The 18,750-nt window shown below is 71.9% G+C and carries 16 protein-coding genes and 1 riboswitch; of the genes, 8 read left to right on the top strand and 8 right to left on the bottom strand.

Annotated features, from left to right (window positions below):
- Positions 1-121: 121 nt before the first annotated feature.
- Positions 122-508: a cupin domain-containing protein gene (locus ABZ848_RS15780; RefSeq protein ID WP_360831354.1), complete on the top strand. Its 387-nt coding sequence runs from the start codon at positions 122-124 to the stop codon at positions 506-508.
- On the opposite strand, the gene ABZ848_RS15775 is transcribed toward ABZ848_RS15780, so the two are convergent.
- Together ABZ848_RS15775 and ABZ848_RS15770 are read right to left on the bottom strand one after the other, a co-directional pair.
- On the bottom strand, positions 480-1,289 hold the full coding sequence (locus ABZ848_RS15775; protein ID WP_360831352.1) for a DUF429 domain-containing protein: 810 nt from the start codon (positions 1,287-1,289) through the stop codon (positions 480-482). The two genes, ABZ848_RS15780 and ABZ848_RS15775, sit on opposite strands and share 29 nt — an antisense overlap.
- A gap of 96 nt (positions 1,290-1,385) precedes the next feature.
- Entirely contained in the window at positions 1,386-2,630 is a 1,245-nt protein-coding gene (locus ABZ848_RS15770; RefSeq protein ID WP_360831349.1) for an MBL fold metallo-hydrolase, read from the bottom strand.
- A gap of 239 nt (positions 2,631-2,869) precedes the next feature.
- Between ABZ848_RS15770 and ABZ848_RS15765 the strand changes: the two genes are divergently transcribed.
- The 5 genes from ABZ848_RS15765 (at position 2,870) to ABZ848_RS15745 (ending at position 9,888) form a co-directional block, all read left to right on the top strand.
- The gene (locus tag ABZ848_RS15765; RefSeq protein WP_360831346.1) at positions 2,870-4,027 is read left to right on the top strand and encodes an acyl-CoA dehydrogenase family protein; all 1,158 of its coding nucleotides are present in this window, start codon (positions 2,870-2,872) and stop codon (positions 4,025-4,027) included.
- Complete coding sequence (locus ABZ848_RS15760) at positions 4,027-5,634, top strand: 5-guanidino-2-oxopentanoate decarboxylase (protein ID WP_360831343.1); 1,608 nt, start codon at positions 4,027-4,029, stop codon at positions 5,632-5,634. Before ABZ848_RS15765 ends, ABZ848_RS15760 begins: the two co-directional genes overlap by 1 nt.
- Positions 5,631-6,809, top strand: a complete 1,179-nt coding sequence (locus ABZ848_RS15755) for a Glu/Leu/Phe/Val dehydrogenase dimerization domain-containing protein (protein WP_360831340.1) — start codon at positions 5,631-5,633, stop codon at positions 6,807-6,809. The genes ABZ848_RS15760 and ABZ848_RS15755 overlap by 4 nt, the downstream gene beginning before the upstream one ends.
- Positions 6,810-7,021: 212 nt before the next feature.
- Positions 7,022-9,406, top strand: a complete 2,385-nt coding sequence (locus ABZ848_RS15750) for an acetate--CoA ligase family protein (protein ID WP_360831337.1) — start codon at positions 7,022-7,024, stop codon at positions 9,404-9,406.
- Positions 9,407-9,468: 62 nt separating this feature from the next.
- Positions 9,469-9,888 (top strand): hypothetical protein, encoded by a 420-nt coding sequence (locus tag ABZ848_RS15745; RefSeq protein ID WP_360831335.1) that lies wholly within the window; start codon positions 9,469-9,471, stop codon positions 9,886-9,888.
- 11 nt (positions 9,889-9,899) lie between these two features.
- Here ABZ848_RS15745 and ABZ848_RS15740 read toward each other — a convergent pair whose 3' ends face one another.
- Positions 9,900-11,297 (bottom strand): APC family permease, encoded by a 1,398-nt coding sequence (locus ABZ848_RS15740; protein WP_360831937.1) that lies wholly within the window; start codon positions 11,295-11,297, stop codon positions 9,900-9,902.
- Positions 11,298-11,323: 26 nt separating this feature from the next.
- Positions 11,324-11,461 (bottom strand): hypothetical protein, encoded by a 138-nt coding sequence (locus ABZ848_RS15735; protein WP_360831332.1) that lies wholly within the window; start codon positions 11,459-11,461, stop codon positions 11,324-11,326.
- Between the two features lie 210 nt (positions 11,462-11,671).
- Here ABZ848_RS15735 and ABZ848_RS15730 point away from each other — a divergent pair, with 210 nt between their 5' ends.
- A complete protein-coding gene (locus ABZ848_RS15730) occupies positions 11,672-12,292 on the top strand; it encodes a TetR/AcrR family transcriptional regulator (RefSeq protein ID WP_360831329.1) in 621 nt (206 codons plus the stop codon).
- A 61-nt stretch (positions 12,293-12,353) separates the two neighbouring features.
- Here the strand turns inward: ABZ848_RS15730 and ABZ848_RS15725 are convergent, their stop codons facing one another.
- The 4 genes from ABZ848_RS15725 to ABZ848_RS15710 all read right to left on the bottom strand — a co-directional run bounded on the left by ABZ848_RS15725 (position 12,354) and on the right by ABZ848_RS15710 (position 17,668).
- On the bottom strand, positions 12,354-13,139 hold the full coding sequence (locus ABZ848_RS15725) for an SGNH/GDSL hydrolase family protein (RefSeq protein ID WP_360831935.1): 786 nt from the start codon (positions 13,137-13,139) through the stop codon (positions 12,354-12,356).
- A 144-nt stretch (positions 13,140-13,283) separates the two neighbouring features.
- Positions 13,284-13,997, bottom strand: coding sequence for a DUF6250 domain-containing protein (locus ABZ848_RS15720; RefSeq protein ID WP_360831326.1), 714 nt, complete (start codon positions 13,995-13,997; stop codon positions 13,284-13,286).
- Between the two features lie 210 nt (positions 13,998-14,207).
- Positions 14,208-15,128: a LysM peptidoglycan-binding domain-containing M23 family metallopeptidase gene (locus ABZ848_RS15715; protein WP_360831323.1), complete on the bottom strand. Its 921-nt coding sequence runs from the start codon at positions 15,126-15,128 to the stop codon at positions 14,208-14,210.
- A 4-nt stretch (positions 15,129-15,132) separates the two neighbouring features.
- Positions 15,133-15,298, bottom strand: a riboswitch (cyclic di-AMP (ydaO/yuaA leader).
- A 300-nt stretch (positions 15,299-15,598) separates the two neighbouring features.
- Positions 15,599-17,668, bottom strand: coding sequence for an alpha-galactosidase (locus tag ABZ848_RS15710; protein ID WP_360831321.1), 2,070 nt, complete (start codon positions 17,666-17,668; stop codon positions 15,599-15,601).
- Between the two features lie 167 nt (positions 17,669-17,835).
- Here ABZ848_RS15710 and ABZ848_RS15705 point away from each other — a divergent pair, with 167 nt between their 5' ends.
- Positions 17,836-18,633: a tyrosine-protein phosphatase gene (locus ABZ848_RS15705; RefSeq protein WP_360831318.1), complete on the top strand. Its 798-nt coding sequence runs from the start codon at positions 17,836-17,838 to the stop codon at positions 18,631-18,633.
- The last annotated feature ends 117 nt before the right edge of the window (positions 18,634-18,750 follow it).

The raw sequence follows: 18,750 nt of genomic DNA, 5'->3' as shown, positions 1-18,750 counted from the left end.
GGCGCCATCACATCACGGACCGCCGCTGGTGGAGGCGGATCACGGCTAGCCTGACGGGGAGACGTGACCACCCGTTCAGTGCCGGCCCGGGTCCACGGCGGCCCGGGCGGAAGGAGCCGTCATGGAGCGCCGACACGACGAAGTCGCCGTGGCACGACCCGGTGATCGCAGGCCCGGGCCCAGCACGCCGGGGATGGACCGTCAGGAGGCGTTCGCCACCGAGGGGACGTGGTCGGGGTTCGTCCGCACCGAGGCCGGGGCGGTGTCCGGCTGGCATCACCACGGCGAGTACGAGTCGGTGATCTACGTCCTGACCGGCTCCCTGCGCATGGAGTTCGGCCCGGACGGCTCACGGATCGTGGACGCGGGCCCCGGGGACTTCGTGTACGTCCCGAAGGGCGCCGTGCACCGCGAGGGCAACCCCACGGCGCAGCCGGCCGACATCATCGTCATGCGGTCCGGGACCGGGCAGTCCACGTTCAATGTCGACGGGCCGGAGCATTCCTGAGTACCGCGAGGTCCCCCGCCGGCAGATGGATCCAGCCCTCCTGCGATGCGGCCGAGTACTCGGCCGGCGTCCGCGGCCACCGGGTGTGCCCGGCCAGGACGGCACTGGCGACCAGCGCGCAGACCAGGGCGTCGAGATGGTCGTGGCTGTCGGCGCACTGCTCGCGGACGGGCTCGGGCAGGGCCAGTCCGAGGCCCGTTTCCAGTGAGTGGAGGATGTGCTCCCGGATCTCGCGGGCTTCGGGTCCTGCGTTCTTGTAGCTGCGGGCCGGGCGGATCCCCCACAGCCGCAGCGCGGCGGCCGGGTACACCTCGGCGACCGATCCCGACCCGTCCCGCGGCACCGGTGCACCGGCCGCCGCGAGGGCGTCGAGGAGGCGGGCGGCGCGCAGGGCGACCACGCCCAGCAGGTCGGTGGAGACGGACAGCGGCGGCCTCATCGAGGTCGCCTTCCAGGTGAGGTCGTCCGTCAGCCGGAACCGCAGCGGGTCGAGCCCGGGCCTGCCGTCCGCCCGCGCCTCGAACCGGTCCGGGACGGGCAGCCGTACCCCCTGATGGTGGGCGAGCACGGTCGCCACGAAGTCCGAGGGCCACCCGAGCGGACAGTCGAGCCCGGTCTTGTCGGCGTCCCGGACCAGCGCCAGCAGTTCCTCGTCCCCGTCCGGGACGAGGAACTCCACGTCAAGGGCGCCTTCGTCGCCCCAGACCGCCCGGCACACGGCGGTACGCCGAGCACTGGCGGCCAGATCGACGCCGAGGGTGACGGCCTGCTCCCGCCTCATGCCGGCATCCTCCCGCATCCTGCCGGACCGCGGGCCGCCCTGGCCGTCGCAGGCCGGGCATCCCCCTGGCACCGGCCCCGATCGCCACCCGACGCCTCAGCCCGCGGGAACCGTCTCGGGCTCTCCCGTGCCCTCGGCCGTCTTCCCCTGCGCCTGTACGGACTCGACCCCGACCACCGTCTTGGCGACCGCGTCCTGCACCGCCTCCACGGCCGGCCAGCCGCCCTTCGGCGCCTGCGCGACCGCCCGCCACCAGGGGTTCGTCGGCACGGTCTCCGCCGTGGGTTCGAAGGGCTCGCCGGGACGGGGTACGGCGATGCGGGAGCCGGTGGCCCGGGCGGCCGCGACGGTGCCCTCGCCGGGCTCCGCCCACGGGTGGGTCGCCAGGTTGAACGTCGCCCAGTGGATCGGCATCATCACGCCGTGCGGCTGCCCGCCCTGGAGGTCGAGGTGGGCGCGCATGCCCTCCTCGGGCGTCATGTGGATGTCCGGCCAGAAGTCGGAGTACGCGCCGATCTGGATCATCGTGGCGTCGAACGGCCCGTGCTCGGCGCCGATGTCCTTGAAGCCCTCGAAGTACCCGGTGTCGCCGCTGTGGTAGATCCGGTGCTCCTCGCCGGCGACGGACCAGGACGCCCACAGCGTGTGCTGGGTGTTGCGCAGCCCGCGGCCGCAGAAGTGGCGGGCCGGGGTGGCGGTGAGGGTCAGGCCGCCGACCTTGGTCGCCTCGTGCCAGTCCAGCTCGCGGATCCGGTCGGCGGAGACACCCCAGAGTTCGAGGTGCTCACCCACCCCGAGCGGTACGGCGAACAGCGTGTCCGTGCCGGCCAGCGCCTTGATCGTCGGGAGGTCCAGGTGGTCGTAGTGGTCGTGCGAGATGACCACGACGTCGATCGGGCCGAGCGCGGCGATCGGCACCGGCACCGGGTGCAGGCGCTTGGGTCCCACGAAGGAGAACGGGGAGCAGCGCTCGCCCCACACCGGGTCGAAGAGCACCCGCCGTCCGTCGATCTCCGCGAGCACGCTGGAGTGCCCCATCCAGGTCAGCCGCAGTCCGGTGGCGGGCGGCTTCGCGATGTCGGCGAGGGTGGTGGCGTGCACCGGGATGTTGCCCTTGGGGGCGCGCCGGGGCCGCTCGTCCCTGTCGAAGAAGACCTTCGCGAAGTCCAGGGCGGAACCGGAGGGGCGGGTCCGGGCGGTGCCGCCGGGATTCTGGAAGACCCCGTCCTTGAAGTGCGGTGATCTGCGGATACGAGCGAGGCGCTCACCGCTCGGGTCCGCGCCGAAGGCCGCGGGCTGCAGCGCGCGGAGCCCGGAGCTCAGGGAACGGAAACCGGACACGGTACCTCCAGGTGGAGTCGGTGAGGCGTTCCATTATGGTCCGCTCCTCTGACAACACCCCGCTCGTCCGGGTCCTGCCGGGTGCTTTCCAAAGAAAACCCAAAGAAATCCCTCGGCGCGCCGCAGCCTACTGATGATCCGTTCAGGACGTTGACAGAAGGCCGGGCGGCTTTCGATACTGACTGACGGTTCAGTAATCGTCAGTCGGTGAGCTTCTCCCGCGGCCTGTTGGAGGCACCATGTCCGACCTCCCCACCGAGTTGGTTCCGCTCAGCCAGGAGCAGCGCGACATCGTGGACCTCACGCGTGCGTTCGCGCGCGAGGAGATACGGCCACGCGCGCGTGCCGTCGACGAGGCGGACGTCCAGACGCCCTGGGACCTGTGGCGCAAGGCCGCCAAGGTGGGCATCACCGGCTTCATGCTCCCGGAGGAGTACGGCGGGGGCGGTTTCACCGACGTCTTCACGCAAGTCCTGGTGCAGGAGGAGCTGTGCGTGGGCGACCTGGGCATCGGCAACCTGCTGTGCTCGAACGGCTTCTTCGCCGACCCGGTCCTCGAGCTGGGCACCGAGGAGCAGAAGCGGGAGTGGCTGACCCCGCTGACCGGCCCGGACACCCCGATGACGGCCCTGGCGACCACCGAGCCGGGCGCGGGCTCCGACGCCGCCTCGATCGTCACGACGGCCCGTCGCACGGACGGCGGCTACCTGCTCAACGGCCAGAAGGCGTGGATCTCCAACGCGGGCGAGGCCGAGCAGTACGTCGTGTTCGCCAAGACCGACCCGGCGCAGCGCTCGCGCGGGGTGAGCGCGTTCCTGCTGCGCAAGGGCACCGAGGGCGTCTCCTTCGGGGAGCCGATGAAGAAGATGGGCCAGCGCGCGATCGTGTGCCGGGAGGTCTTCCTCCAGGACGCCTTCGTGCCCGAGGAGCACCGGCTCGGCGCGGAGGGGCAGGGTTTCCACGGGCTGATGCGGACCTTCGACATCTCGCGCGCGGTGCTGGGCGCGGCCGCGACCGGCGTGGCGCGGGCCGCGTACGAGTACGCGCGTGACTACGCGCGCGAGCGGCAGCAGTTCGGAAAGCCGATCGTCGAGCACCAGGCGGTCGCGTTCCGGCTCGCCGACATGCGCACGCGCGTGGAGCAGTCCCGGCTGATGACCTGGCGGGCCGCACGGCGCCTCGACGCCGGTCTGAACGCGACCGCCGAGGCGGCCATGGCGAAGCTGACGGCGTCCGAGACCGCCGCGTACTGCACCTGGGCGGCCGTGCAGACGCTGGGCGGCTGGGGCTACTCGCGCGAGTTCCCGGTGGAGCAGTGGATGCGGGACGCCAAGCTGGAGGAGATCGAGGAAGGCACCTCGGACATCATGCGGCTCGTGATCTCGCGGAGCCTGTGATGGGCGCGGGTCCCTTCAGGAGCCTCGCGAAGGGCGGGCTCCTGACCGGCGGCGAGGCCGTGGTGCGCGCTCTGTGCGGGCATGGCGTCACCCAGGTCTTCGGCATCCCGGGCACACACAACCTGGAGGTCTACCGGCACCTCGGGGCCTATGGGATACGGCATATGACGCCCCGTCACGAACAGGGAGCCGGCTACGCCGCCGACGGGTACGCGCGCGTGACGGGCCGCCCCGGTGTCGTCCTCACCACGACCGGCCCCGCCCTGCTCAACGCGGCGGCGGCCGTCGGCCAGGCGTACTCGGACAGCGTGCCGCTGCTCGTCGTCTCCCCCGGCATGCCGCTGCGCCATCCACGCCTGTCCACCGGTCTGCTGCACGAGATGCGCAGCCAGACGGACGCGCTGCGGGGCGTGGCCGCGTTCAGCCACCGCGTCTCGTCCGTCGCCGAGATCGACTCGGCGGTTGCGCGCGCGTTCACCCTGTTCCGTACGGGACGGCCGCGCCCCGCGCACATCGAGATCCCGCTGGACCTCCTGGAGGCGGCGGAGCCGCTGGGGCCGGTACGGCTGTCTCCGCCCGTCCCCCGGCCGACCCCTGTCGTACGGGAAGCCGTGCGGGTCCTCTCCGGGGCCCGGCGACCGGCCCTGGTGCTCGGCGGCGGCGCACGCAACGCCGGACGGGCCTGCCTGGCCCTCGCCGAAAGGCTCGGCGCCCCGGTCGTCACCACGGCGAACGGCAAGGGCACCGTCCCGGAGACGCATCCCCTGTCGCTCGGGGTCTCGCTGCACAGCCCGGCGGTCCAGAAGTGGCTCGCCACCCGGGACGCCGTCCTCGCCGTCGGCACCGAGCTGGCCGAGTCCGATTTCTGGACCGACCCGCCCCAGCTCGACGGCACCCTGATCCGCGTCGACATCGACCCGGACCAGATGCACGCGGGCACACCGGCGGACGTACCGCTCGTAGGTGACGCGCGAGCCGTCCTGGAAGCTCTAGTGCGCGAACTACCGCTCCACGCGCGCGTGCCGGACGACGTCACCGCCCTCCGCTCCACCCGCGACGCCGAGACCGCCGAGCGGGACGCGCGCTGGATCCCGTACCTGAAGGCGATACGTTCCGTGCTCGCCGAGGACGCGGTCGTCACCTCCGACAGCGCCCAGTGCTGCTATTACGGCGCCCTCCCCCACCTCCCCCTCGACCCCGCCGGCCGCTACCTCCACCCCACCGGCTTCGGCACCCTCGGCTACGCCCTGCCCGCCGCGATCGGCGCCAAGGTGGCGCGGCCCGGCCGGCAGGTGGTGGCGCTCAGCGGCGACGGCGGCCTGCAGTTCACGGTGCAGGAACTGGCGACCGCGGTGCAGCTGCAACTCCCCTTGCCCATAGTGGTGTTCGACAACGGGGGTTACGGCGAGATCCGCGACGAGATGACGGCGCGCGGCGACACGCCGACCGCCGTCGACCTCCCGCCGGTCGACCTGCCGGCCCTGGCCCGCGCCTACGGCGGACACGGCACGCGCGCGTGCAGCCCGGCGGAACTCCGCCACGCCCTCGCCGAGGCCCTGGAGCGGCCCGGCCCCACCCTGATCGTCATCCCCGAGGAGACCGCATGACCGCCCCCCTGATGTCGCTCACCTGGACCGACCATCTCACCGGCCGCCAGGGCTTCCTGGTCGTCGACCGCCTGGTGCGCGGTGTCTCCAGCGGCGGACTGCGGATGCGCGAGGGCTGCACGCTCGACGAGGTCGCCGGCCTCGCGCGCGGGATGACGATGAAGGAGGCCCTGCACTACAACCCCGAGGGCCGCTACATCCCTCTCGGCGGAGCCAAGGGCGGCATCGACTGCGACCCCCAGGACCCGGGGGCGTACGCACTCCTGGTGCGTTACCTGCGGGCCATGAAGCCGTACATCGAGAGCTTCTGGACCACCGGTGAGGACCTCGGTCTCACCCAGGACCTGGTGGACCGGGCGGCGGAGGAGGCGGGTCTTGTCTCCTCCATCCAGGCCGTCTACCCGCTGCTCGACGACGAGGCGACGGCCCGGCGGCGGCTCGCGGACGCCTTCGCGGTCGAGGTGGACGGCATCGGGCTCGACGAACTGGCCGGCGGCTGCGGGGTGGCCGAGGCGGCGCTGGCGGCCCTGGACCGGGCCGGTGTGCCGTACCAGGGCACGCGGGTCGCCGTGCAGGGGCTCGGCACGATGGGCGGGGCCACGGCACGCTTCCTCTCGCGCGCGGGGCTCACGGTCGTCGCCGTCGCCGATATCAAGGGCACGATCGCCAACCCGGCGGGCCTGGACGTCGAGGCGCTGCTCGCGGCCCGCGACTCGTACGGCACCGTGGACCGGGCCGCGCTGCGTCCCGGGGACCGTGAACTGCCCGGTGACGCCTGGCTGTCGGCCGGGGCGGAGGTGCTGGTGCCGGCGGCGGTCTCGTACGCCATCGACATCGCCAACCAGGGGCGGATCACGGCCCGTTGGATCGTCGAGGCGGCCAACATGCCGGTGCTTCCGGAGGCGGAGGAACTGCTCGCGGCCCGCGGTGTCACCGTGCTGCCGGACGTGGTCGTCAACTCCGGTACGAACGCGTGGTGGTGGTGGACCCTGTTCGGCGACATCGGCCCCGACGCGGACGAGGCGTTCACCCACACGCGCCGCTCGATGCGGGCCCTGGTCGAACAGATGCTGGCCCGGGCAGAGGCCGACGGGACGACCCCGAGGGCGGCCGCGCATGCGATCGTCGCGGACCGGTTGCCGGTGATCTCGGAGCGGTTCGGGTGGTATCGGTGACGGTGGATGGGGGGTCGGGGGTGGGGGGCCTGGTCGGCGGGGGGACGGAGGCTGGGGGCCTACTCGCCGGGGAGCCGAGCGCCAGTGGAGCGGCGGCCGGGGATCTCCCCCGGCCCGAGGGAGCCGCCGCGCCGGATGCAGCGGCCGCGCCCAATGGAGCCGCCGCGCCCGATACAGCGGCCGCGCCCGGTGCAGCCGCCCTCCCCGACGCCTTGTTCGATCCACGCTCGGTCGCCGTCGTCGGTGCCTCCGGCAACCCCGAGAAGTGGGGGTACTGGCTGGCCAAGGGCGCCCTCGCCGGACGCGATCGCCGGGCCGTGCACCTCGTGAACCGGCGCGGCGGCACCCTCGACGGGGTCGGCTTCCGTACCGGCCTCGACGGACTGCCCTGCGAGCACGTCGTCGTCGCCGTGCCGCCCGCGCAGGTGCGTCCGGTGGTGGCCGAGGGCCTCGCGGCGGGCGCGCGCTGCTTCACCGTCATCACCTCGGGCAACGACCCCGCCGAGGAGCGGGCCCTCGCAGCGCTGGTGACCGGCGGCGGGGCCCGGCTGCTCGGCCCCAACTGCATGGGCCTCGTCGACACGACCACCCAACTGCGGCTCAGCTGGGGCGACTTCCCGGCGGGCGCGGTCGGCCTGGTCTCGCAGAGCGGCAACCTCGCCCTGGAGATCGGCCGCCTGCTCGCCCGCGCGGGTCAGGGATTCTCCCGCTTCGTCTCCCTCGGCAACCAGCGCGACATCGAGGCGGCGGACGCCCTGGAGGCACTGATCACCCACGGCCCGACGCGGGTGATCGCCGCGTACATCGAGGACTTCCGCGACGGCCGCCGCCTGGCCCGCGCCCTCACCGCGGCACACACGGCCGGCAAGCCGGTACTCCTCCTGACGGTCGGCCGCAGCACCGCGTCCAAGGGGGCCGCCGCGTCCCACACGGGCGCACTGGTGAGCCCGTACGCGACGGTGGCTGCGGTGTGCCGGGACAGCGGGGCGCTGCTCCTGGAGTCGGCGGGGGAACTGGTGGACACGGCGCTGTGTTTGCTGGCTGCGCCCGGCGGCGGGGTCGGGACGGTGGTCTCTCCGGCCGACAAGGGCCTTCACCGGCCACCTCCACTCCCAGCCGCTCAGGGCACACACCCGCCCGCTCTGGACGCTCGGCCGCCTTCCGCACACCTGCCGACCCCAGTCACCCGGCCACCCGCCGCACACCCACTCGCCCCAAACAGCGGGCCACCCGCCGCACATCTGTCCGCCCCAGACACCCCGCCGCCCTCCGCCCACCTGCCGGCTCCGGACACCCGACCACCCTCCACGCACCCGCCCGCCCCAGACACCAGCCCGTCCTCCGCACGCCCACCCGCCCAGAACGCCCCCGCGCCGATCCACCCGGCATACCCGTCCCCACCCCTCCACCCCCTCCGCGTAGCCATAGTCGGCGACAGCGGCGGTCAAGGTGCCCTCGCCGCCGACGCGTTCGCCGTGCGCGGTGCCGATGTGCCCGCGCTGTCCCCATACACCGTGTCCCGGCTCGCCGCGCTGCTGCCGGCCGGTGCCGGTTGTCGTAACCCTGTCGATCTGGCCGGTGCCGGTGAGGCCGATCTCGGGGTGTACGCGCGCGTGGCGGGTGAGTTGCTGGTCGGCGGGGAGGCGGACGCCGTCGTTCTCACCGGGTACTTCGGGGACTACGCCAGCGCCAACCCCGCCCAGTCCGCGCGCGAGTGCGAGGTCGCCGTCCTGCTCGCCGACGCCGCCCACGCCTCCGGCCGCAGGCTCGTCGTGCACACCATGGCCCGCGACACACCCTCCCTCGCTGTCCTGCGCGAGCGCGGCATCCCGGTCTACGAGCGCATCGAACAGGCCGCGACGGCGCTCACCTCGGCCGCACGGCTCACCGGCACGCCCCCGCACACCCCACCGACGGCGCCGACCGCCCCGTACCGCATCCGCGACGGCGGCTACGAGACCGTCCGCGAACTCCTCGCCTCCTACGGACTCGCCTTCCCCGCCGCCGAGTTCGTGACCGACGCGGATCAGGCCGTCGAAGCCGCGCACCGCGTCGGCCACCCCCTGGTCCTCAAGGCGATGGGCCTCGCCCACAAGACGGAGGCCGGCGGGGTGGCCCTGGGTCTCGCCGACGAGGAGGCCCTGCGTGCCGCCTTCCGTCGGATGCGCGCGGCCACCGGTGCCGGGCGCTATGCCGTGGAGGCCATGGCGACACCGCCGTACGCCCATGAACTCATCGTCGGCGTCCGCCGTGACCCCTCCTTCGGCCCGGTCGCCCTCGTGGGGCTCGGCGGTGTCACCGCGGAGCTCCTCGCCGACACGGCCCTCGCGCTGGCCCCGCTGACGCACGCACGCGCGCGTGCCCTGCTGCTCGGACTGCGGCACGCGCCCCTGCTGACGGGCTGGCGCGGCGCTCCGCCCGTCCATCTGGACGCTGCGGCGGCCGCCGTGTGCGCCGTGGCCCGCGCCGCCGCCGAGCATCCGGAACTCGCCGACCTGGAGGTCAATCCGCTCCTGGTGCACCCAGGCGGCGCGCTCGCCCTGGACGCGCACGCCGTCCTGCGGGACCCGAACGCGTCATACCCTGCCGGGAATTGAGACCGGGGACCGGCGGCACGAGAGTCGGGGGCATACACAGCTCATCGCACAGGAGGAGCACCATGCCCGCCGTCGACGCGCAGGACCTTGCCGACCGCTACATCAACATGTGGAACGACCCCGACCCGGAGAGTCGCCGCAAAACCGTGCTCGACCTGTGGGCTCAGGACGGTGAGCACATCCTGCTGCCGCCCCAGCAGATGCACGATCAGGCGGTGGCCCTCGGTTTCACCACCGCCGCACTGGAGGCCAGGGGGCACGACGAGCTGCACGCGCGCGTGACGCGCGCGTACGAGGAGTTCGTCGCGCCGGGAACGTTCGTCTTCCGCCTCCAGGAGACGCCCCGGCAGGTGCGGGACGTGGTCACGTTCCGCTGGGAGGCCTTCCAGCGGGAGGAAGGCCAAGTGACCGGAGGCGGCCGGGACTTCCTGGTGCTGGACCAGGCCGGCCGCATCCGGTTCGACTACCAGTTCCCGGACTGACTCCGGCCCCGCTATCCCTTCTCCCGGCGCGTCCGCGCCCCGAGTGCGTAGAAGACGAGCCCCAGCACCACGAAGGCCACGAGCGGCACCACCTGGCTCAGCGTGTACTGGAGTCGCTGCCCGGCGAACGACTCGGGCAGCGAGTCCGCCGCGCTGCCCGCCGTCCCGAACCAGCCGACCCCGAAGCCGGGCCAGATCAGTACGACGACGGTGAAGGCGACGAAGACGGTGGCCAGCCCGCTGACCAGGCGGGCGCCCAGCAGGCCGCCGGGGACGGCGTACGGCCTGGGTACGTCCGGATGGCGGCGGCGCAGCACGGCCAGGCTCGGGAACGTGATGACGTACGAGATGAACGTCGTGCAGATGGTCAGGCCGAGGCCCGCCGCGAAGTACTTCTCGCCGTCGCCGCCGGTGAGGTTGAGCGCGATGACGAACAGCGCGGAGGCGAGGACGGCGGAGAGCAGGTTCACCCGGACCGGGGTGCCGTGCTTCTCGGAGATGCGGCCCAGCCAGGCCGGTCCCGCGCCGTCCGCGCAGGCCACCGCCTGGGCGCGGTGGGCGCCCATCGCCCAGGTGACGCCGGACGTCAGCAGGCCGATGATGAGCCCGGCCGCCGCGATGCCGCCGCACACCGCGCCGAAGCCGGTGAGCATGACCGTGCCGTCGGCCGCGATCGAGCCGCCGTACACCGTGAAGACGGCCTTGCAGGCGTCGATGAAGCCGCCCAGGCTGCCGATCCGGTCGCCCGGCAGCACGAACAGGATGCCGAGGATGGGGCCGCCGTACAGGAGCAGGGCGGCGAGGCCGGAGCGGAGGATGGAGAGGGGGATGTCGCGGCGTGGGTTGCGCATCTCCTCGGCGGCGGAGCTGGGGAGTTCGAAGCCGACGTAGTTGAAGATCAGGACGGGGACCAGGGCCACGAAGCCCGCGTACGTCGGGGCGAAGTCGCCGGCGGGGAGGGTGTGGACGCCGTTGCGTATCGCGTAGACGACGACCGAGACGAGGAAGAATCCGAGCAGCACGATCCGGGCGACGGCTCCGGCGATGGGCACCCACTTGCCGATGCGGACCGACTGGACGACGGCCAGCGCACCGCCCCAGATGAAGACCAGCCCGGCCGCGTACTTCCACGCGCCGGGCAGCGGCGTGAAGAACTCCTCCCAGGTCGTCAGCGCGATGATGCACAGGCTGCCGCCCACCCAGACCGGGTTGGAGATCCAGTAGAGGAGCTGGTTGACGCCGGCGGTGAGGCGGCCGAAGGCCAGCCGGGTCCAGACGTACGGGCCGCCCTGGACCGGGAAGGCGGCGCCGAGTTCGGCGACCAGCAGTCCGTACGGCAGGAAGAAGGCGAGCGCCAGGATCGCCATCCAGGTCAGGCCCTGCGGGCCCTGGGCGGCGACCGAGCCGATGGTGTCGAGGCCGACGAGCGTGCAGATCAGGAAGAACGGGCCATCGAGCAGGTGCGCCGGCGCAGGTCCTTGCGGAGCAGGGTGCGCTGCTCGCCCCAGCCCGCGGAGAGGTCGGGGCCGTCGGGTTCCTGCTGGGGGACGGATGTGGCGGGTGCGTGGGTCACGGGCGGACTCCTACTGGCGGACGTCTGCTGACGAAGGCCGGCGACGGCCGACGACTGCTACTGACTGAACGAACAGTCAGTAGTGCGGGGAGTGTGGCCTCGGCCACACGGCAGTGTCAAGAGGTCTGCGCCCGGTCCGCACCCGGTCCGGAACCGGTCATATGGGGGCCTCGACCGGCACCACCGGCGGCTACGCAATAGGGTGGCGGCGTGGCGAGAGTGCGGTTGAGCGTGGCGGAGCGGCGTGAGGAGTTGCTGCGGGCCGCCATCGAGCAGATCGAGGCGCGGGGCGTGGCGGCGGTCAGGATCGCCGACGTGGCCTCGGCGCTCGGGGTGAGCAACGCGCTGGTGCTGTACCACTTCTCGACGAAGGAGAAGCTGGTCGCCGCCGCGTTCGCCTATGCCGCCGAGGACGACCTCGCCCATCTGCGCAAGCTGCTCGGACGCCGTACGACGGCGCTGCGGCGGCTGCGTTCGGCGGTGCGCTGGTACGCGCCGACCGGGCAGGCCAAGGGCTGGCGGCTGTGGATCGAGGGCTGGGCGGCGGCGCTGCGCGAGCCCGCCCTGCAGGAGGTCACCCGGGACCTCGACCGGCAGTGGAAGGCGGCGCTCGCCGAGGTCATCGCTGAAGGCGTGGCGGCGGACGAGTTCCGCTGCCCGGACCCGACCGGCACGGCCCTGCGCCTGACGGCCCTGTTGGACGGACTCGCCGTCCAGCTGACCTCGTACACCGGCGCGGTGTCGCGGTCGCGGGCGCAGGAGTGGGTGGACGAGGCGCTGGCCCGTGAACTGGGGCTGGAGCGGGAGGCGTTGACCGCGTCGGAGCGGTGAGCCCCGGCTCCGCTCTCACGTCACCGGGGCTCACGTCACTGAGGCTCACGCCGTCGAAAGCTCAAGCCACCCTGGCGATCCGGCTCTTGATGTCCTCCGGTGACAGCGCGCCCTTCGCCGTGACGTGGTCGCCCGAGGACTCGCCGCGCAGGCGCCGTCCGATCCACGGCACCAGGTACTCGCGCGCCCAGTGCACGTCGTCCCGCCGGACGTCGAGGGTGCCGCGCGGCGGGAGCGGCGGCCAGGGCTGGTCGGGGTCGGCCGGGACCTCCAGGCCGAGGACCTGCCCCGCGCGCAGCGCCACGCGCGTGTGCCCCTCGGGAGACAGGTGCAGCCGGTCGCCGTCCCAGGCCCGGCGGTCCTGGACGGTCTTCAGGGACCACAGGTCGAGTACGGGGCAGCCGTACCGGTCGGCGATGGCCCGGACGTGCCCGTTGTACGTGGCGATCTTGCCGCGCAGATGCTTGAGCACGGGCACGCCACGGGTGTCGAACCCGGTCGTCACCATGACGGTGCCGACGGCCTCGGTGAGCCGTACGACGGCCCGCTCGAAGCGCTCGGCGACCTCGTCGGGGTCGGTGCCGGGCCGGATGATGTCGTTACCGCCCGCACAGAAGGAGACCAGGTCCGGCGCCAGCTCAAGAGCCTTCGGAACCTGGTCCGCCACGATCTGGTCGAGCAGTTTGCCGCGCACGGCGAGGTTGGTGTAGCCGAAGTCGCCCTCGGGCCTGCGGTCCGCGAGCAGCACCGCGAACCGGTCGGCCCAGCCGACGAACGCCCCGTCGGGGCCGGGGTCGCCGACGCCCTCGGTGAAGCTGTCCCCCACCGCAACGTACGACCCGATCACGGATCTGCTGTCACTCTTCGAATCGTCTGCCACGCTGTTCATGATTCACCTTCGAATGTGACCTACGCGACCGTAAGAAGGGGTTGACGGGCGGTGAGATAAGCCACTTCTAAAGATCTCCCCAAGCCAGGAATAACCTTCCGATCAGGGCTGTTGAAGGGTCAACCGCCAGACCCTGAAGTCGCTGATCCGGAAATGACTCCAGGTCGTCCGGAAGGCGAAATGCCCGCTTGTGTACGGGTCCTGGTCGTCGTAGTCGAAGACGAGCCGCCCGTTGTTCCGCCAGCGGACCGCCGACCCGTCGGACACGATCCGGACCCGGTTGGGCTCGTTCGCGACGAGCAGCGGCTCGGTGTAGTCGTAGATCAGCGGCCGGACCCCGGCCTCGCCGACGTAACGGCGCAGCCGGGTCGTGGTGTTGGTGTTGGCGCCGTAGCCGACGTAGTACGTGCGGAGGTAGTCGTACTCGGCCAGTGCTCCGCCGCGCCGCGTGGCGAAGATGTCGTCCGGGGAGCGGACGTCGGTGGCGTTCCAGAAGTTGTTGAGGTCGGACACACGGTCGTTGACCCCGCCTTCGGAGACGGCCGTGGCGGTGTACTCGATGGCGTACGGCCCGTCGAGGCGCCGCCTGAACCAGACCGTGGCGCCGGCGGGTACGTCCACCTCCAGCGTCCCGCGCGAGGCGGTGACCGTTCCGCCGTTCTCCAGTTCTACGGCCCATTTGCCGAGGCCGCGCCGGAAGTCGTCGTGGGCGAGGAGACGCCGGCGGGGCGCGGCGCTCGCGCCTTGCGCAGGGGCGAGGGCGGCCAGGGCGGCGCCTGCGGCGAGGGCTCCGAATGCTCTGCGGGTGGTCGTCACAGGCGGGGCTCCTTCGGATGCAGAAAGCGCTTGCAGGGCAACGGGGTTCACTGTGCCGCCGGCGCCCCCTCCCTGTCGACACCCCCGCCCCTCCCGCCACACGACCGCAACACCGCAACCCGAACAGACGGAGCCGGACACACCGAAGGCCGGACCCGGGGATCGGGGTCCGGCCTTCGGCGGCGTGTCGGGCGGTCGGGTCGGCGGGGGTCAGCCGACGGCGACGCCCTTCGAGCGGAGGTAGGCCACGGGGTCCACGTCGGAGCCGTAGTCCGGCGTGGTGCGGATCTCGAAGTGCAGGTGCGGGCCGGTGACGTTGCCGGTCGCGCCGGAGAGGCCGATCTGCTGGCCCTCGGTCACGGTCTGGCCGGCCGAGACGGAGAGCTGGGAGAGGTGGCCGTACTGGGCGTAGTAGCCGTCGGCGAGCTTGATGACGACCTGGTTGCCGTAGGCGCCGCCCCAGCCCGCGGAGACGACCGTGCCCGCGCCCACGGCCTTGAGGGAGGTGCCGGTCGGGACGACGAAGTCGACGCCGGTGTGGTAGCCGCTGGACCACATGCTGCCGGCCACGTGGTAGCCGGTGCCGATGGTGCCGCCGGAGACCGGGAGGGTGAAGCCGGTGGCGGTGCTGGTGGTCTCGGCGGTCCGGGTGGCGGACGTCTTGGCGGAGGACGACTGCGACTTGGCCGAGGAGGAGGACGAGGCCGAGGACGAGGACTTGGTGGTGCTCGTCGCGGCCTGCTTGCCGATGGTGAGCTTCAGGCCGGGGTGGATCAGCGACGGGTCGTCGCCGACGGCCTGGCGGTTGTCGGCGTAGAGCTTCTTCCAGCCGCCGGTGACGTTCTGCTCGTCGGCGATCTTCGAGAGATAGTCGCCGACCCGCACCGAATAGGTGCGCGCACCCGCGTTGTCGGCGGCGCTCTTCTTCTCGGCGGCCTTCTTCTGGGTCACCGGAAGGGACTGGACGGCCTTTTCGGAAACCGACTGGGAAGCGGACTGCGTGGTGGCCGCATGGGCGCCGGTGGCCCCCATGAGCGGGAGGGCGAGAGCGGCGCCACCGGTTCCGGCGACGGCGATCGAGCGGGAAAGACGCGGGGACTTCGGGCGGCGGTGCTTACCCTTCGCGGGCATGGCGAATTCCTCTCCGGCGCCTGCGAGGTGAGCTGTCGGGTGCGGACTGGAGATGTCCGGCCGCGCGTTTCGGCGCGGCTTTACCCCAAGCCTGTTCCGGAGACCGGTCCAGGCGGTTGTACCTGTGGGTCCCCCGCTCCTGCCGTTCACGGGTGAGTTGTGCGGACACCGGGCGGCGGCAGGATTGGGCGTCCGTCCGGATTGGTGTGGAACGTAAGCGACCAAGACGCAAAGGGACAAGTGACGGTTCCCTGTGAATGCGATTCCCTTGATCCCTTTCCGGAATTCCCCGTCACACTCCGTGAATCAGGAAGCAGTCGCCGAGACCAAAGTCCCTTGAAAAGCACCTGAATTACGTGAACATGACGGGGCACGCACCGTCACGGATATGACGCTCCTCACGTGACACTGCTCCAGCTTTCCTTATTCCAGAGCGAGTTGGAATGAAGACGCCAATTCGGACAGAAGGCTCAGATGCGGCGCAGGCGGAGGACTGCCGCATCAAGGTCGCCGCGCAGTCCGGTCCACAGTCCGTGATGCAGCAATACGGCACCCCTGTGAACTTCGCCCGTTTCACGGCATTCGTACGAGGCTGTGGGGTCGAGGCCCCGCAGTCGCAGCGCCGGTACGGGTTCGCCGTAACTCTGCGCCTGGAGCCAGGCGAGGACGACCGTCTCGTCGCCGCGCACGTACTGGACCGCGCTCAGGCCGCCCGTCGGCGGGCGCAGCCGGTAGAGGTCGCCGTGCTGCACGAGCGGGCGGATCTCCTTGTAGAGGGCAACCCACTCACCGGCCTCGGCGAGCTCCTCCTCGGTCCACTGGGTGAGGTCGCCGCCGACCCCGAGCACACCGGCCATGGAGCTCACGAAGCGGAAGCGCAGCGAGCTGATCCGGCCGTTGAGCTGGGTGTTGGGGCTGTCGGTGACCCAGGCGGCCATCACGCGCGCGGGGTGGATCTGGCTGAAGCCGTGCTGGATGGCGAGCCGGTCCAGCGGGTCGGTGTTGTCGGAGGTCCACACCTGGTCGGTACGGCTCATGACGCCGAGGTCGATCCGGCCGCCGCCGCCCGAGCAGGACTCGAAGGCGACGCCGGGGTGGGCGGCCCGCAGGCGGTCCAACAGGGCGTAAAAGGCGCGCACATGGTCGACCCACAGGCGCTGCGGATAGGCCTCGCCGGGCCAGCCGGCGTCGGTGAAGCAGCGGTTGAAGTCCCACTTGACGTAGTCGATCGGGGCGCTGGTCAGGAGTGTGTCGAGGCGCTCCCAGAGGTACTCCTGGACGTCCTCGCGGGCGAGGTTGAGGACGAGCTGATTGCGGAATTCCATCCGCTTTCGTCCCGGTTGGAACTGCGCCCAGTCGGGGTGGGCGCGGTAGAGCTCGCTGTCCGGATTGACCATTTCGGGCTCGACCCAGATGCCGAACTGCATGCCGAGCGCGTGCACGTAGTCGGCGAGCGGTGCGAGGCCCTTGGGGAAGCGGTCGGGGTTGGGCGTCCAGTCGCCGAGCCCGGCGCGGTCGCTGGTGCGCTCGCCGAACCAGCCGTCGTCGACGACGAAGAGCTCGACGCCGATCGCCGCGGCCCGCCGGGCGAGCGTGCCCTGCTGCTCCTCGGAGATGTCGAACTCGGTGGCCTCCCAGGAGTTGAACAGCACCGGGCGGTCCTGCTCGGCGTCCGGGATCACGTACGCGCGCTGGTACGCGTGCCAGGCCCGGCTCGCACCGCCGAAGCCGCCGTCGCTCCACAGGCCGGCGAAGACGGGGGTGGTGTACGACTCCCCCGACTCCAGCCTCAGCAGCCCGGAGTCGTCGTAGCCGGCACCGCCGGTGATCTGCACGCGCGCGTCCGGGAGTTGCGCCACCGCGATGCGCCAGGAGCCGGACCAGCCGAGCGCGCAGCCGTAGACCTCGCCGCGCTCCTCGGTGGCGTCGGTGTCGAGGGCGACCCAGGGCAGGTGCTGGTGTCCGGTGTGGCCGCGGCGGCTGCCGATGATCTTCTCGCCGTAGGTGAGCGGCGCGGCGGTGAGCAGGGACTCGGCGGCCCAGCGGCCGTGCAGCTGGGACAGGCGCCAGTCCTCGCGGTCGGGCAGGGTCCAGGTGGCGGAGTCGGCCCGCAGCAGCTCCAGGGCGGGCCCTTCGTTGCCCAGCTCGACCCAGCGCTCCACGACGTCGTGGCGCATCCGGTAGTGCAGCGTGACGGCCAGGCCGCCGTCCCGGAAGCGCAGCCGCAGGTGGTCGCCCTCCGCCTCGTAGGCCTCGAAGGTCCACTCGGTGCCGCGGCGCTCATCGGTGCGCACGGACAGGGCGGGGCGGGCGAAGCGGGGGCCGCCCTCGACCGGGTACTCCTCGTGGCCGTCGAGCTGCGACTCGAAGGGCCGGTAGACGGGCAGTGGACGCTCGGCGAGCGCCTCGGCGTCGGCGAGCGCGATCCGCGGCCCCCAGTGCAGATGCAGCAGCTCGTCACCCTCGGTGAGGTGGACGGCGTAACTGCTGGTCGGCCCGGAGAGAACCCAGGTACGGCCGCGGTCGGAGATCTCCAGCATCAAGCCCCCACACATTCGAACAGGTGCGATCAATCGGCAACATCATCAAGGGCCGCGGGTCGGACTGCAACGCCTGTGGACAACTCATTGCCTCAGGAACCCATGTCGTATCGTCGGGAAGGTGCCCGTCGGCGAGCCGCGACGGCGGGCGAGTGGGAGGAGCCCCCGTGACGCAGCAGATCCCCTCGACCGAGCCCGAGCTGTCCGGTGTCCGCAATTTCCGTGACGTGGGTGGGCTGCCGACGGTGGACGGACGGCGGGTGCGGTACGGAGTGCTGTTCCGCAGCGGCCACCTCGCGCACGCGACGGAGGAGGACGCGGAGTTCCTCTCCTCCCTGGGTCTGCACACGATCTTCGACTTCCGCAACGCGGCGGACCAGAAGCTGGAGGGCCCGGACGTCGAGCTGCCGGGGGTGCGCAATGTGAACCTGCCGCTGACGGACCCGGCGGACGGGGCCGGGTTCTGGAAGATGGTCAGGGACGGCGAGATCGAGCAGCTGCGGGAGATCCTCGGCGACGGCAAGGCCGCCAACCGGATGATCGTCTCGTACCGCACGATCATCAAGCAGCGCACCGGCGAGCACGCGCGCGTACTGCGCTCGCTGGCCGAGGACAGCGTGCCGGCGCTGATGCACTGTGCGGCGGGCAAGGACCGCGCGGGGCTGTCCATAGCTGTGACGCTGCTCGCCCTGGATGTGGAGCGCGAGGCGATCGTCGCCGACTACCTGGAGTCCAACGCCAAGCACCGCCGCTACAAGGTGCGCCGCAGCGGCTCCTCCCCCGCGGACTACTCCCCCGAGGTGATGGAGCTCCTCAGCCCCCTGTTCGAGGCCCGCGCCGAGTACCTGACAGCGGCCTTCGACACCATCGAGGAGACATGGGGCGGCGTGGACACCTATCTGGCGCAGGGACTGGGGGTCACGCCCGAGATGCGCGAGCGGCTGCGGGAACGGCTGCTCGACTAGGGCGCGTTCGGCCGGGAGCAAACGGGACCGGCCCCGCCGCGGAGAGGATGCCGCGGCGGGGCCGGTCCCGTCATGTGGCGCGGCTGACGGACGCTCACATACCTGCTGGACCCACAG

This window comes from Streptomyces sp. NPDC047081, assembly GCF_040643775.1.
Classification (GTDB): domain Bacteria; phylum Actinomycetota; class Actinomycetes; order Streptomycetales; family Streptomycetaceae; genus Streptomyces.
The sequence above is the reverse complement of the archived record's forward strand: the minus strand, read 5'-3'. Positions and strand labels throughout refer to the sequence as shown.

Excerpts from the sequence above, each read along its gene's own strand:
- ABZ848_RS15780 (WP_360831354.1), top strand. The coding sequence starts at position 122 with ATGGAGCGCCGACACGACGAAGTCGCCGTGGCACGACCCGGTGATCGC.
- ABZ848_RS15775 (WP_360831352.1), bottom strand. The coding sequence starts at position 1,289 with ATGAGGCGGGAGCAGGCCGTCACCCTCGGCGTCGATCTGGCCGCCAGT.
- ABZ848_RS15765 (WP_360831346.1), top strand. The coding sequence starts at position 2,870 with ATGTCCGACCTCCCCACCGAGTTGGTTCCGCTCAGCCAGGAGCAGCGC.
- ABZ848_RS15760 (WP_360831343.1), top strand. The coding sequence starts at position 4,027 with ATGGGCGCGGGTCCCTTCAGGAGCCTCGCGAAGGGCGGGCTCCTGACC.
- ABZ848_RS15755 (WP_360831340.1), top strand. The coding sequence starts at position 5,631 with ATGACCGCCCCCCTGATGTCGCTCACCTGGACCGACCATCTCACCGGC.
- ABZ848_RS15745 (WP_360831335.1), top strand. The coding sequence starts at position 9,469 with ATGCCCGCCGTCGACGCGCAGGACCTTGCCGACCGCTACATCAACATG.
- ABZ848_RS15715 (WP_360831323.1), bottom strand. The coding sequence starts at position 15,128 with ATGCCCGCGAAGGGTAAGCACCGCCGCCCGAAGTCCCCGCGTCTTTCC.
- ABZ848_RS15710 (WP_360831321.1), bottom strand. The coding sequence starts at position 17,668 with ATGCTGGAGATCTCCGACCGCGGCCGTACCTGGGTTCTCTCCGGGCCG.